Raw genomic sequence first — 14,558 nt, forward strand, 5'->3', positions numbered from 1 at the left:
TGACTACTTATTGAGAAATGTTTTGCTGGAGACGACCGCGTGGAGAATGGAGCGGACGCCGTGATCCGATTCCTCCGTTTGACGCACAATCGACTTCACGATCGGGCGATCGGCAAACTGAATTTTGGCTCCGGTCGCGTACGTCAACAACTGCGAAGCCAGGTTTGCGGCTAACACGTCATCGTTGTTGGCGAGCAGTTGTCGAAATTCACCGAACGATTGAAACTCGGTTCCGTCGACCATCGTGTAACTCGCATCAACCACCGGTCCACGCACGTAGCGTTTGCCTTTGAGTTGTCGATAGTGATCTCGCCATTTTCCTCCGGCGTCGAAATTTTCGAGTGCAAAACCGGGCGGATCAAAATTTTTATGGCACGCCGCACAGGAAGCATCTGATTCATGTTTGGTGAGCAGTTCACGAATGGTCGTCGCACCACGAATGTCGGGCTCGACGGCCGGGACGTTTTTGGGTGGAGGGGATATTTCCTGACCTAAGATCCGTTCACAAACCCAAATGCCGCGCAGCACCGGCGACGTGTCGTTACCGTTGGCAGTCACTTTCAGGATGGAACCGTGTGACAGCAGCCCGCCACGTTGCGAATCACGATTGAGCGAAACCATTTGCACACGATCGTCGAGAGGATGACCGGTGATGTCGACGGGTTGCTCGATCCCGTAGTAGCGAGCGAGTCGCTCGTTGAGAAACGTGTAGTCGGCGTCGATTAAATTGCGAATCGGCAGATCGTTGTCCAACAAGTGTTGAAGGAATCGATGTGTCTCGGCGAGCATTGCGTTTTGCACCACTACATCAAAGTCGCGAAAGAGACGTCGATCGGGTTCCGTGAAGTCGATGTCGACGAGGTCCAGCCATTGTGCGGAAAACTCTTCGACGAACCGGCGTCCACGGGGCGTCGTGAGCAGTCGATCGGTTTGTTGACGCAATTGTTTGGGTGTACGCAACCCGCCATTGGCTGCGGCGCTACGTAGTTCATCGTCGGGCATCGACCCACACAGAAAGTAGCTCAGTCGAGAGGCGACCGACCATTGATCGAGGTTTCCGGCGTCGTCGGCGAATTCGCATAAGTAGAGAAAGCGGGGCGAACATAGGACCGCTCGATAACCCGAACGCAGTGCGGCGACATAGGCGTCTTCGCGTTTCTCGCCCAACGCGAGACTTTCACGCCACTGGGTTTCGGCGAACTCAACGTACGGCTGGATTTGTTCTTCGCTAGTTGGTCGGCGAAACGCCAATTCGCTGAAACTGTTGATTTGTTGAGCAAGTGCCTCAAACACTTCGGCGTCGTTCATTTCTCGAATCGATGGGACGCTGCGTTTGGTGTTTTTGTCGTAACGCAAGGTCATGTCGTCGAACAGTCGCTTGCGTACGCCGTGGTTGTCTGAGAGCGGATGGATGCGTTCCATCTTTAAGTGGTGCATGGCAACACCGGGGACGTCTTGGTCTTCGCACTCGCCGTATCCAACTTGGCCGCCTTGGACCGTCGCTCGTGGAAGGGTTGCATCGGCGGGACGGATTTCGATCATGTGCCCTTCAGGAATCCAAGCTTCATAGCTGATTGTTTTGGGGGATTCGGTGGCTCGGAAGGCGCCGATCCAATTCATCAACGGTGAACTCGCAACGCACTCGCCGCTGCGAACGCTGCACCAAACACCCGGAGGAAGGCTCACGTTGTCATCCGTTGGCGGATTGTCGGCAACAGCGGGTGGCTTCAGCGCCGACGCGGTCACCGTGATTCGATAGGTTCCCGATTCCGGGACTCGCGTTGAGGAGATGCGGCCGTAAAAGACAAGTCCTGCAGACCAAGTCACCGCAAGTCCCTCGCGGAGTTCGGGTTCTCGGTTGCGACGTTCGGGGCGTTTGTTTGCGATCTTTTTGGGTTCGTAGTCGATCGACCATGGACGTTCGGGCAACGTCGCTCGTTCGAACGCTTCGTCGAGCGCCGCATCGACGACATTGAGGTGTGATTCCAACTGAAAATGCGACATCGTCTGAGTGTCAGCAAGATGCACGAATCCGCTGTTGCGTGTTTCAGCGGGCATCAGGCGAGCGAGCGGCACGTCGATCATCAAAAGATCTTGGAGTGTCCGTTGCAATTGCATGTTGGTCAGTCGACGACCCTGCACACGACCGGCGCTGACTCGTGAGATCCGAGCGGCTCGCATCAGTGCCGCCTTGGTCGTCGGAAGGAACGATTGCAACTCGCTGCGTTCGAGTTCGGCGTCCTCCGGCGGCGGCATTTCGCCCTTCTCGACTCGGTCAAAGATCCGCACCCAAGTCTGGTAGCTCTGTAGACTATCGATGTCGTTCGACACGGCCTCGACATCGAACCCGCCTTCGCCCGAGGGCCCGTCATGGCAATCGACGCAATTGGATTGCAGAAATTCGATCGAAGAATCGGGGACAGACGTCGAGCCGTCGTTTTGTGCCGAAGCAAAATCTCCACTGACAACGATCAGGACGATCGTCAGTGCCAACATGGAAATACGCGAACCAGGAAACAAACGCATGAATGTTTGTCAGAAGATGGGGAGGGTCAATGAGCCCGCGAGCAGTGGGGAGGGAGGCTTAAGGCGGGGCTCGCGGACGGTAGGGCGTGTCTATTGTAGCGGTTGGTATGATTAATGGAAACGGATTCTCGCGAAACGCGTTTTGAAAGGCGGGATCACTTCGATTCGGTCGGTCCAATACCTGTTAAAATCCCGTGAACAAAATTCGCGACGCTGCGTAATGGCAACACGCATTCGATCTCTTCTTTATTCCAACCACACCCGCGTCTTCTATGTCGGCTACCGTCTTGCTCGTATTGGCGGCCGCCGGGATAGCGACCTTGATCAGTTGGTTGGTTCTCTATCCGGTTCGTTACTACGCGCGTCAATTGGGACTGCTCGATCGCCCAGGCGGGCATAGCAGCCATACCGTGCCGACGCCTCTCGGTGGCGGTATTGGAATCTACTGCGGTATCGCCGGAACGATTCTGATCGGTTTGATCGCGGCGTGGTGGATGCAGGATCCAGAACGAGCGGCGACTCTTCAACGATCGCTCGGTGGTCTGTTGCCGGATCAGTTTTGGGGCGCGGCGATCACGCACGCGCCCGGTGTTTGGTCTCGATCACCCGACATGTTCTGGTTGCTTACCGCCAGCACGATTTTGATGGTGCTCGGTTTGTGGGACGATCGCCGGGGCCTATCGATCATTGTGAGATTGGGCGTCCAGTTCGGAATGGCGGCGGGCGTCGTTTTCGGATTGGGGATCGAATTGACTGCGTATCTCGACGCCGGTTGGCTGACCAAACTCATGTCGGTGGTTTGGATTGTTGCGGTGATTAACTCATTCAACATGCTCGACAATATGGATGCGCTGTCCGGCGGCATCGCGGCGATCATTGCGAGTTCGATGGCAGTTGTGATGTTGACGACGACGGATCCCGGAACGGATCGCCCGCAGCTCTTGGTCGCGGGACTGTTGCTCGTCGTTGCCGGATCGCTGATCGGTTTTCTCTTTCACAATCGTCCACCGGCGAAAATTTTCATGGGCGACGGTGGCAGCTATCTGGTGGGTTTCTTGATCGCGGTTTCAATGCTGATGGCGACGTTCGTCGGCGGACCGTCCGCGGATGGGACCGTGCGTCCACACGCTGTGTTGGCGCCGTTGTGTGTCATGGCCGTTCCGCTGTACGACATGATATCCGTTTTGTGGATTCGCATTCGGGAAGGTCGCAGCCCGTTCCTGGGGGATCACAGTCACCTGTCGCACCGGTTGGTGGATTTGGGGCTGTCGCGAACGGCGGCGGTGGCCACGATTCACTTGATAACCGCGACGTGCGGTTTGTCTGCGATTTTGTTGACGCACGTCAGTCTTCTTCAAGCGATTACGGTGCTCGGCATTGTTGGCTGCATGTTGACTCTGGTCGCGATTCTCGAATCGACGCGCGACCGTGGGGCGAAGTCGTGAGCGGCCGAAGAGCTTCGTCGCAAAAGTCGACGTCGACGCCGATAAAACCCCACACGAGTGAACCGACGAAAACAGCGTCGACTGAAATGAGTCTACGAGAGAATCCTGCTGACTCCCTGGGCAGACTCGTTTTGTTGGCGCTTTTCTGCGTTGGGATGGTGTGGGCGGTCTATCATCCCGCCGATTCAACGGCAGTCGAAAATGGGGACGCGTTAGGACTATGCCTCGCGCTAATGATCTGGGGTGCCGGGGCAACGTGGATGCTACGCATGTCTCCAACGTTTCAATGGCGTCGAACATCGTGGTGGGGCGACGCCGCGCCGATCATGTTGGCCGGGTGGGTGTTCCTCTCCGCATGGATCACCGGGGGATTCTTTGCGTCAACTCAGCCAGCCGTTGGCGGCGATTTGCGGTCCGCGACGAACGAAGCGTGGTGGTGGATTGCGGGCGCGACGGTTTTCGTGGTTGCTCGCCGGTTGTTCCAATGCCGACAAGCTTCGGCCGCGGCAATCGGATTGCTGATCAGCCTCGGCGGCCTTCTCGCGGTACACACGCTGCACCAGTATTTCATCTCCTTTCCCGAAACGATTCGCGAATACCAGAACGATCCCGACGGAATGCTGGCCAAGATCGGTCTCGACGCCGAAGCGGGCACCGCAGCTCGAATGATTTTTGAAAACCGCATGAGGGACGGCGGTCCGACGGGGACGTTTGCCCTCGCCAATTCGCTCGCCGGACCGCTCGCGATGTGCGTGACGCTTTGCGCGGGTGTGGTCATCTGTTGGATCCCACGATATCGCAACCGTGACGGGAGTCGACCCGATTGGATCGGCGGCGCAGCGGTGGTTGGTGTGATGGTGTTGACGCTGATTGCACTCCTCACGACGGGAAGCCGCAGCGGCGTGTTATCGGTGATGGTCGTCGCGTTTGCATCGCTTGGCATCGTGTTCTACCGCAAACGGGCGCACTCGAAGAGCGAACGCGTCGATGCGATTACGTCGAACGACCGGAATAATCACAGTCAACCGGTGTCAATGGATCGACGTACTGCGACGCGGGTAGCTGTGTTGGCGACAGCCACTCTCGGTGTGTTCGCCGTGTTGTGGAAGTACGGACAATCGTTGTTGGGCGGTGAGTGGGTGACGCAAGCTCCGGCAACGATTCAATTACGGTCGCAGTACTGGCGATCCACGCTCGGTATCGCATCCGATCATCCTTGGTTTGGTGCCGGGCCCGGTAACTTTCAGCTCGTTTACCAGAAGTATCGGGACGTACGTGCGCACGAGTTGATTGCTGAGCCGCATAACTTTTTCTTTGAAACGCTCGCGTGTGGTGGTTGGATCGCCGCCGGTTTGCTCGTGCTCTTCCTGATCGCCGGTACTCTGGTCTATCGGCGAGCGTCGCGGACGAGCGAACTGTCATTACCAGAGCCAGCGAAGGTTTCCAACGGTGAACGCGTTCGAATCGCGATCGCAGTTGGCATAGGAACCGTGCTCGCGTTCATGGCGGTGTGGTACATGGGAATCGTCACCGGCAACCTCCCTGACTTTGACGCTCATTTGTTGGCCGTTCCGATTGCGATCTCCACGTTGGCGATTTGGCTTTATGCAATGCATGAGACGAGTGAGCTGCTCACCGACAATCAATGCCGCAACATTGCTGCCGCGTCCGCTGCGACGGGATTGACGCACCTCTGTTTTTCGGGCGGTTGGACGGTACCAGGAGTATCGATGTTTCTAATCGCGTTGGCCGCGATCGCCGCGAAATGGACGCCACCGGAGAATGCAGAGACACCCAATCGGCAAGCCAACACTTTCATACCGCGAGTCGCGACGGTCGGGTTGATGGGGGTCTTGATCATGGTCAGCTACTTCTTCTCGTATCGTCCGGTGAGGCGATCGGACGCGGCGCTGTCGAACGCCACGATGTTGGCAAGTACCAACCGGGGAGCCGCTGCGACGACGGTGTTGAAGGAAGCGTTACGGTCGGATCCTCTCAATTCCGACATCGCGATTTGGTTGTCGACGATCGATAACCAGGAATTGCTTCCATCGCTCGCCCGCAATCCGTCAACCACTCGTCAACGCAAAATTGCCGACGCGTCCATTGATGAAGCCGTCCGGCGATCGGGTAACGATCCGGTTCGGCTGCGTGCGATCGCCGAGTTGCTGTTACACCGTTATCAAGTTGCCGGAGTGGTGGATGATTTGGTCGCCGCCAACGAGATTCTCGATCGCGCTCGTGAACTGTCGCCGACTCATGAAGCGATCACGGCTCAGCAGGCCGCCGTGCTCCACGAGCTCGAACAGAATAACAAAGGAGCTGAGTTAACGACATCGAAGGAGCTCGCCGAAAGGGCCCGGATGCTCGCGAGCAGCGGCGGAGTCATCACGCGGGTTCTCGACTTGCAGCCGATTATGCCCGCAAAGGTTTTTGGTGCTCGCGCGATCGAACGACCCGTGCGGCAATCCGCCGAGAAAGTTTTGAAGTGGGAAGACGCGAAGTAGTCGGACGAACCCGATCATCGCGATGGGATTCGCTCGCAAGGTTACCGCGTGAAGGTGAACTCGATGCCGCCTTCGGTTCGTTCGGTGTCAAAATCGACGTTGTCGGATGCGAATCGGTCGTGTCCGCAAACGGCCGCGATGCTGAGCCATTCGTTCCACTGGTATTGCAGTCGACCATGAACTCGCCAGAAAAGTTCGTTGCGTTCGACTGCCCCGGTATAGTCTCCGTAGTCGCGGTAGCCGACTCCCCACGTCGGGATCAGTTCCCACTTGCGTGAAATCTTCCACCCGGTCGATCCGTGAAGATTGACCGACTGATATCGATAATCATCGCCCTCGGTGTCGGCCGACTCGAAGTCCAAACCGAGTGAATGCATTGGTAATCGCTCCCATCCCGTTTGAAAGAAGCGAGTGATCCCGGTGGTGATCGTCAGTCCGTCGAGGGAGGTTTGCGAGGGGGTGATGCCGTCGTCCTCGAACGCGGATTGCGCGATGGTTAGATAGAGATAAATCGCATCGAGGTCGGGGCGGATCAGCGTCAGCGATGTGGTTCCGGAGTGTCGATTGCCAACCGCATTGCCGTCGAAATAGTCAGCCGAGAAAACGTAGTCCACTCGCGCAATCGCCTCGTTTGAGCCGAGTTGGAATTCGCGTTCAAAGAACGCGCCGGGCTGAAAGCTGGCGAGATTGAAATCGGACAGATGGTCTTCGTTGACTGTGTAGTAACCGCGGAACAACGGACCGGCACGCATGTTGTCCGTGCGGATCCATTTCCAGTCGATGTCCGGATTAAGAAACCCCTGGGTGCTGGCGCTATCGTTTTGGGCGAGTTCACGGCTGATCGGAGTTAACGTCACGTTGGAGTTGTACAGCACGCCGGTCTTCAGGAATACGCGAAGCCGGTTCGCTGGTGCACGGACTTCCGCCCCCAGTTGTTCCATACGCAACTCTGCGTCGTCCGATCCATCAAAGGATTGGATCTCGTAGCTTGCTGCTTGAACCGGTGTTTGATTCAGCGGCAACATCGGCAGGTGATCGATGCCGAGATCGCCGCCAGTTGCTCGGTTCCCGTCATTGCTCGAGACGATCAGAGGCATCTGCAGATTCGCGACACTTGTCGGTGGTGCATCAATTCCTTGCGAACGAAGTTGGTCGGCGTAGGAACTTTGCGGTGCGATCGAAAACACGCGGTCGTAGTGAACTCGGGCCTGGGCCGATTGCCCCGTCTTTTCGAGGAACTGTCCCAGATCAAAATGGGCCGCTGCGTTGTGGGGATCCTCTTGCACCGATCGGCGAACCGATTCGATCGCATCGGAAGGCTGTCCGAGCGTGAACTGCAACTTTGCCAACATCCGCCACGAGTCGCTGTGGTTTGGTGAATCGGCGACCCGCTTCTGCATCATCGCCAACATTTTGAGTTGGCCGGCGGATGGAGTGATACTGGCACTCGCGGATGCATTTTCGGGGGCTGCGGGAGACGGTGAAAATCGCGACGCGCCAGTTCCGCTCGAATCGTCCTGAGCACGCGCGACGTGAACAAGCATCGGCAGCCCTGCGGCAGCGAATGCGAGTGTCCAGGAAAGGACGACTTTTCTGGTTCGGCGGCGTCGTAGCAAGCGATTGGGGGCCGTGTGCTGCATCATTTTCCGGTGGAGCAAAGGTCGAATTCGGCTGGCGGGCGTTGCTCTCAGTTCGCTACCTTGTGCTTTCAGTGAACAATTCGCCAGCTTCAGAACTGATACGTATCACGACAAGGCTTAAAATTGCCAGTCCAGATCCTGATTCGGTCTCGTCGCCGGTTCGAAGTTTGTTCAGTAACACAAGTCTCGTGCATGGAGCATAAAACGAGTATGAGTAGTCGAAAACAAATGCGTTGTTTTGTTGGTGCCCTTTTGGCGGGCGCTGCGATCGCTGCCCCAGCATCGGCCCAAGGAGTGGGCGGATTGTTGCCAGGTGCGCAGAGCCAAATCCAACAACAAGTACAAGCCCAGGTACAACAACGCGTCCAGGCACAAATTCAAAGCCAAGTGCAGGCTCAGGTCCAAGGCCAACTGCAACAACGGGTTCAGGCTCAGATCGCCAACGGAATCCAAACCCGCGTCAACAATCAAATTCAAGCATCGGTTCAGCAAGCTGCCCAGCTCGCGCTTCGTGCACGAGCTCGTGCGAACAATACCACCGACGCCGCCATCAACGGTGCCACCGCTGCGGCCAGTAGCGTTCGCGTGGATGTCGGAGTCGGAGCGAACGTCGACAGCAATGCCTCCGTCGCATCCCAGCCAACCTCGTCAACGCGAATGAGTTCATCGGCGAACGCGTCGTTGAATGCTAACGTCAACGCGTCCGTCGCTCCAATGCAAGTCACGTCGGCAGACATCTCTGCCTATGACAGTATCTTTGGCCAATTCAATCCACTGCGGGTTGCCGGCGTGGTTCGCTCGAATGCACGTGCCCGTGCCAATGCCGCGGCCAACGCCGCGTCTGAAACCGCTTTAGATTGGTTCGGCACAGCACAAGGCAACGCGGAAGGTGCCATCAGTGGTGCGTTCGCCGCCGCAGCCAATGGAAGCGCAGCGGCTTCCAACGCCACCGCGTCGAACGCGGCTGCCGCCGAAGGTGAGTCCTCGGCCGCGGCAGAGTCGCAGTCCAGCGGCGCGCTGGCGATCGCCGGCGTCATCCAGAACAACGTGGACCTCGGTGCCATGATCGCGGTTGCCGCTCGGCAGCGTCGTGCGGAAATTTCTCAGATTCGGGATACCGCGCTCGCGACGGCCGACGTTGAATTGATGGCTCAAGCCGATTTGATGGAGGCACAACTTGCCGCCTTCGCATCTGCCCAAGCGCAACTTGGTGCCGCTCAGCCCAGCGAGCCTGCTCACGAGACCGCTTCGGCTCCGGCAGCGTCAACGCAGCCGGAAACCGCCGCCGCACCTCAAAGCGAAGACGCTAGCACGGTTCGCTAAAGCGTTCCGCGAAAAGAGGTAGCCGATCTCGCCAGTCTTCGCGAAAACGAATTCTGGCGAGTCCAGCTAAGGTGAGCGAGCCTGTCATCACTTGAACTGCACTCGCTGTCACCTTCACGGTCTTGGGATTCCGTTCATTCGCGACCCGAGTGAACGGTCAGCTTCCAACGATGATCTCTCGCAATCGATGTGCACGGTCTCCCGTTCACATCGATTTTGCATTTGATTCGTTGTGGTGTCTCTAAACCTTGGCGACTGGGAGGGGACGCGGCGATTTCGCGCCTTTTCCGCCCGGGGAACGTGCCTGTGAAGGTCGGCAGAGACTTTCACGCTCGATAGGACGTTCACAATGCGACGCAACGAAACGCTGTTCGACATGGCCGATTGGCTTACTGATCCGCCGACGGGTGGACCGATTCAAATGTGGAGCGTCGGGGTGATCCTATCCAGTATCGTGACGGGGTACGGTGTCGGTTGTTGCATCCTTCGCCGCGCCATTACGTTGAATATTTCGCAACGTGGCTTTCGCCCACTGAGTCAGGGATTTTGGTTGGAAATAGCCGGAATCCACGCGGTCACGTTCGGCCTTGTTGTCGTATCCATTGGCGCCTTCATGCATTTTCAATGGTTCTGGGGAAACCATGAGAAGCTTGCCGGGTACCACGAGATCGGAAAGTATCTGTCCGTTCTGGGGTTGTTGATTGCGAGTGTAGCCCACGTATACACGATGTTGGTGCACACTTGATTCTCACGACACAGGCTCGGATGGCACTCCCGCGAAAATGCTAGATCGATTCGCGAGACGCTCGCAATCACGTTGGTGTTTTGCGAATCGAATCAGCAAACGTAAAGACAGTCCATTTGACACGGGAAATGATCTAGCCGAGCGAGGTAGACTCCACCGGATCCGTAAAACGGTCCAAGAGCCCCACGCCATTTCAGTGCGATGGCCATGTCCACGTCGACGCCACCGACCACCATATGAATCGCAATTCGTTGGTGCAGCATTGGATCCTCATGGATCAAACCGACCGATGTCGCACCGACGTCGCGGGTGACCATTTCAAACGGATCGGAGACGGGCTGGTTTTGGTCATCGAGTGCCACACCGATGACGGGAACCATCATCGGGAACCGTCCCTCGCGACGACGTTGTCGGCCCTTATAGAGCGTCGCGTTGACAAGTTGACGTTTTGCGAACGCGACAAGTTCGGGCGAAAGCGTGCCGGTGAAGCCGAATTGTTCGATTACGTTGCTCAACGGTCTACCTACTCGAAAAGAATTCGATCGCGCATTTTGTGGCGCGGAAGAGTGATGTAAAACAGGTTGGGCATAAGGAACATGGGTGACGATTAACGCGTCGTGCGAATGAATCTTTTCAGATTCCGGGAATTCCGGAAACAACGTCTCGGTCACGCTAACGATTATCACCGTTTTGCAATTTGCGCGTCCGAAGCAATCCAACGCCCCCGAATTTGAAAAGCATTAAAGTGGTGGCGTTCACGTCAAACGATCGAATGATTGCCCCGTCAAAGCATTGTCTCAGTCGCTTGAACGCTTGAAATTCCGAAACGGGGTGCGGCAAAAAGTCTATGAGGCAGATTCATTTGCAGGCGGGGCACTTGCCTTTTTTTGCTTTCGGTTTTTACCGTTATCCCCGTTCTTCTTCACCGACTGTTTCTTCTTCGCTGCAGGTTTGGGCAACACGTTAGCGCGCTGTGCCCATTCATCCCACTGCTTGCGCAACGTTTCGGCTCGTTCCGCGTTATTTGCGAGCAAGTTGTGTTGTTCCGTTCGGTCCTTCGCTAGATCAAACAGTTCCCAATCACCGCGTTCTTTTTGCCTAACTAGCTTTTCGTTGCCGACTCGTATGGCCGCGTTGCCTTCGTGTTCCCAGTACAACGCGCGTTCGGCGAAATTACCCGACCCGGTTAACAAAGGCCGCAAGCTTTGTCCCTGCATGGCCGTGATCGTGCTGCCGTTAAACTGCGAAGGATACTTCGCAGATGCGAGGTCAACACACGTCGCCATGATGTCGATCACGTGCGTCGGTGTTGTGATCCAGGCGTCTGGTCCGACGCGAGGTGACACCGCCGCGGGCCAGTGGGCGATCAGCGGCGTCGCCGTACCGCCTTCGTGGTTGTAGTGCTTATACATGCGAAACGGCGTGTTATTCAAATGCGCCCAACATCGTCCGACGAACACGTTCGAATGAGGATCGCCCGGATGATCGCCGTCGTATTTACCCTTGATTCCCGCTTCGGCGTTGCCTCCGTTGTCAGACAAGAAAAGGATCAACGTGTTGTCGAGTTGCCCGTTCTTTTTCAGTGCGGTGACGAGTGTGCCGACATTCTTGTCGACTTCGTCAATCATCGCTGCATAGATGGCCATCATGTCGTCGTATCGTTGCTGTTCCTCTTGGGAGAGCGAATCCCACGCCGGGATTTCGTCCGGACGTTTCTCGAGTTCCCAGCTTTCGTCGATCAAGCCTGACTCAATTTGGCGAGCGTAACGTTCCTCCCGCAATTCGTCCCATCCTTTCATGAATTTGCCGCGATATTTGGCGATCGTTTCTTCAGGAGCCATGCAAGGAAAATGAGGTGCGGCGTGTGCGAGGTACCAAAAGAATGGCTTGTCTTCTTCGATGGCTTCGTCAACGAACCTGAGCCCCGCGTCTGTCCACAGATCGGCGCCGTACCAGGGCGGATCGAATTGAGGATCGTCACGGGCGACTTGCTCGCCGTTGAGCATCAGCTTCGTGCCGCCTTTTGAGCCCGTTTGATTAGAAAAGTGCAAACCTCCCGCTGGTGTATTCAAGCTCCGATCGAAACCGCGTCCCGAAGGAGTGCACCCGTTGTTTGATCCGACGTGCCATTTACCGGTCATGACCGTGAAGTAACCAGCGTCTCGTAACACTTCCGCGATCGTGACACAGTGACTGTTCAGGTGTCCTCGATATCCTGGCATGCCTTGATCGGTCGTCATGTGTCCGATCCCCGCTTGGTGGGAGTACAATCCGGTCAACAACGCGGCCCGAGTCGGGCAACAACGCCCGGTGTTGTAGAACTGAGAAAACCGAACGCCGTTATCCGCGAGAGCGTCGAGGTTCGGCGTCGGGATTTCACTTCCATAACTGCTAATATCCGAGAACCCCATGTCGTCGACCATGATCACGACGATATTGGGTCGTTCGGCCGCGAAAGCGTTGATGGTGGGCACGCATAACAGCGTGAGCGTCAGCGAAGTGATGTTTTTCAAAGTTCTATCCAGGTTTGGGGGAATCTGTTTCTTCACGCCATGTCTTGAGTGTACCCTTTCTCAGTACACGTCCGCCTTGCTCTCAGGTACTCTCAGGGGAGAGGGCTGTTAGCGTTCCAGGTTGGATCGCCGGCATCTTTTGGCATCGTCGCGTTCCAACGCATGAGCGAATCGTGCAGCGTCGCGGCGACACTTGCGTTATCCTCAATCACGTTATTCGACTCAGAGGGATCGGTCGTGAGATCGTACAGTTGCGGCATGCTGCCGTCGTAGTTGACGAGGTACTTCCAACGTCCCTCGCGCGCCGCGAGGTCGGGATTGTCCTCGTTCATGCCATGGCCAAATCCTGGGCGATCAGGTGGTCGTCGCCAATAGATAGGCGACGTTCGCTGTCGTTGATGGTTGCCAAGCATCGTGTCGGCGAAATCCTCGCCATCGAGCACCACGTCGACAGGCAGTTCCGCCCCGGTGATCGAATAAAGTGATCGGTTAACATCGAGTGCACACAGGATCGATTCTTCGTTCGTCGATCCCGCCGCATCTTCGGCAATCAATCCCGGCCCCCAAACAATCAGCGGCGAACGAATGCCGCCCTCGTACAACCATGTTTTCGTTCCACGCAGCGGTTCGGCGGACCCGGCACCGCTTTCGGGACCGTTGTCTGACATGATTAAGATCAACGTGTTGTCTTTGAGCTCGGGATCATTGCGAACGCGGTCGAAGAGCTTCTTGAGTTGCTGGTCCATCGCCTTTAGAACGGCGTAGTACAACGCTCGCTTGCTCCCGTCGGTCTCGTCTCTGAGAACTTTGGGAGGAAAGAATGGGCCGTGCACATCATCGGGCCAAACGTTGACGAAAAACGGTTTCCCGTCGTTCTGGGCCTGATCGATAAACGACACCGCGTCATCCACAAACGCGGCCGTTACGACCGAGCGGTCTTCCCAGCGGATCGGGCCCCGGCCGAGGGTGTCGGAACCGAGTGCGTGTTTGCGTGGTGGTTTGCCGTCGTACGAGTCTTTCAGAGGTAAGACTCGCGGTCCCAAGCCTTCGAAGTTCGTTAAGCTCTGATCAAAACCATATTCCGTGATCAGCGGGGCTTCACCCACGTCGCGTTGACCACCCATATGCCATTTCCCGAAATGTCCGGTCGCATATCCCGCGGCGTGTACCTGACGCGCCAACATCGGAGCTTTCAAATCCAGCCACTGCGTCATACCGCGTTCGCGGTTACTGCGACGGTTGTTCAAAAATGAGCTAATCTCCCATCGCTGTGGATACTGGCCCGTTGAAAGTGCCACGCGTGATGGTGAGCAGATCGGCGAGTTGACGTAGAAATTCGTAAATCGAATGCCTTCTTCTGCGACACGGTCAATGTTCTCGGTTTGCGTGGCCGTACCATGGAAGCACGACAGATCAGACCATCCCATGTCATCGATGAAAACCGTTAGAACGTTGGGACGTTCTTCGGCATACAGCGAAGGGGACAACAATGACAAACAGCACAACGCTGCGATCAATGCGCGACCGGGGATCATGGGCATTTCCAAATAGACGGTGAGGCGTGGGGGGCGTTTGCGGGAATTGATTCGCGGGCAATCACGACGATCGATGAAGTGAACTTGCTTATGCCGCAAGCCAGAGCGTCAGAAGCTAAGCGGTTGAGTGCATACGAATGAGGGCTCGAAATCTCGACATGCCCCCCGATGATTCTAGATCAATGGCGATGCGTTGTGTGAGAAACGCGTCACACGCACGTTCGGCGTTCGACTTTCGCGGGCCGCGAAGTTTCCGGAATTTTGATCATCCGTGCATCACGATTGACGCCAACGTCGCTCCGCCGCGTTATCATGAGTGCTGAT

The 14,558-nt window shown here is 56.5% G+C and carries 9 protein-coding genes; 4 read left to right on the forward strand and 5 right to left on the reverse strand.

All coding sequences use genetic code 11. The annotated features are described in order from the left end of the window. Window positions 1-3: 3 nt before the first annotated feature. Window positions 4-2,526 (reverse strand): DUF1592 domain-containing protein, encoded by a 2,523-nt coding sequence (locus FHS27_RS23845; RefSeq protein WP_184307735.1) that lies wholly within the window; start codon window positions 2,524-2,526, stop codon window positions 4-6. 272 nt (window positions 2,527-2,798) lie between these two features. Here FHS27_RS23845 and FHS27_RS23850 point away from each other — a divergent pair, with 272 nt between their 5' ends. Continuing rightward, window positions 2,799-3,971 (forward strand): MraY family glycosyltransferase, encoded by a 1,173-nt coding sequence (locus FHS27_RS23850; protein WP_184307737.1) that lies wholly within the window; start codon window positions 2,799-2,801, stop codon window positions 3,969-3,971. Window positions 3,972-4,057: 86 nt separating this feature from the next. Then, window positions 4,058-6,478: an O-antigen ligase family protein gene (locus FHS27_RS23855; RefSeq protein WP_246420752.1), complete on the forward strand. Its 2,421-nt coding sequence runs from the start codon at window positions 4,058-4,060 to the stop codon at window positions 6,476-6,478. 41 nt (window positions 6,479-6,519) lie between these two features. Here FHS27_RS23855 and FHS27_RS23860 read toward each other — a convergent pair whose 3' ends face one another. Further along, complete coding sequence (locus FHS27_RS23860) at window positions 6,520-8,022, reverse strand: tetratricopeptide repeat protein (protein ID WP_246420754.1); 1,503 nt, start codon at window positions 8,020-8,022, stop codon at window positions 6,520-6,522. Window positions 8,023-8,328: 306 nt separating this feature from the next. Here FHS27_RS23860 and FHS27_RS23865 point away from each other — a divergent pair, with 306 nt between their 5' ends. Then, on the forward strand, window positions 8,329-9,441 hold the full coding sequence (locus FHS27_RS23865) for a hypothetical protein (protein WP_246420756.1): 1,113 nt from the start codon (window positions 8,329-8,331) through the stop codon (window positions 9,439-9,441). Between the two features lie 349 nt (window positions 9,442-9,790). Next, complete coding sequence (locus FHS27_RS23870; RefSeq protein WP_184307739.1) at window positions 9,791-10,186, forward strand: hypothetical protein; 396 nt, start codon at window positions 9,791-9,793, stop codon at window positions 10,184-10,186. A gap of 92 nt (window positions 10,187-10,278) precedes the next feature. Here FHS27_RS23870 and FHS27_RS23875 read toward each other — a convergent pair whose 3' ends face one another. The 3 genes from FHS27_RS23875 to FHS27_RS23885 all read right to left on the reverse strand — a co-directional run bounded on the left by FHS27_RS23875 (window position 10,279) and on the right by FHS27_RS23885 (window position 14,240). Next, window positions 10,279-10,701: a hypothetical protein gene (locus FHS27_RS23875; RefSeq protein WP_184307741.1), complete on the reverse strand. Its 423-nt coding sequence runs from the start codon at window positions 10,699-10,701 to the stop codon at window positions 10,279-10,281. Window positions 10,702-11,031: 330 nt separating this feature from the next. After that, window positions 11,032-12,699 (reverse strand): arylsulfatase, encoded by a 1,668-nt coding sequence (locus FHS27_RS23880; RefSeq protein ID WP_184307743.1) that lies wholly within the window; start codon window positions 12,697-12,699, stop codon window positions 11,032-11,034. 92 nt (window positions 12,700-12,791) lie between these two features. Next, a complete protein-coding gene (locus FHS27_RS23885; protein ID WP_246420759.1) occupies window positions 12,792-14,240 on the reverse strand; it encodes a sulfatase-like hydrolase/transferase in 1,449 nt (482 codons plus the stop codon). Window positions 14,241-14,558: the final 318 nt, after the last annotated feature.

Source organism: Aporhodopirellula rubra (assembly GCF_014192335.1).
In the GTDB taxonomy this organism is placed as follows: Bacteria; Planctomycetota; Planctomycetia; order Pirellulales; family Pirellulaceae; genus Rhodopirellula; species Rhodopirellula rubra.

Coding starts and splice junctions, on each gene's coding strand:
- FHS27_RS23845 (WP_184307735.1), bottom strand. CDS start 2,526: ATGCGTTTGTTTCCTGGTTCGCGTATTTCCATGTTGGCACTGACGATC.
- FHS27_RS23850 (WP_184307737.1), top strand. CDS start 2,799: ATGTCGGCTACCGTCTTGCTCGTATTGGCGGCCGCCGGGATAGCGACC.
- FHS27_RS23855 (WP_246420752.1), top strand. CDS start 4,058: ATGAGTCTACGAGAGAATCCTGCTGACTCCCTGGGCAGACTCGTTTTG.
- FHS27_RS23860 (WP_246420754.1), bottom strand. CDS start 8,022: ATGCTTGTTCACGTCGCGCGTGCTCAGGACGATTCGAGCGGAACTGGC.
- FHS27_RS23865 (WP_246420756.1), top strand. CDS start 8,329: ATGAGTAGTCGAAAACAAATGCGTTGTTTTGTTGGTGCCCTTTTGGCG.
- FHS27_RS23870 (WP_184307739.1), top strand. CDS start 9,791: ATGCGACGCAACGAAACGCTGTTCGACATGGCCGATTGGCTTACTGAT.
- FHS27_RS23885 (WP_246420759.1), bottom strand. CDS start 14,240: ATGCCCATGATCCCCGGTCGCGCATTGATCGCAGCGTTGTGCTGTTTG.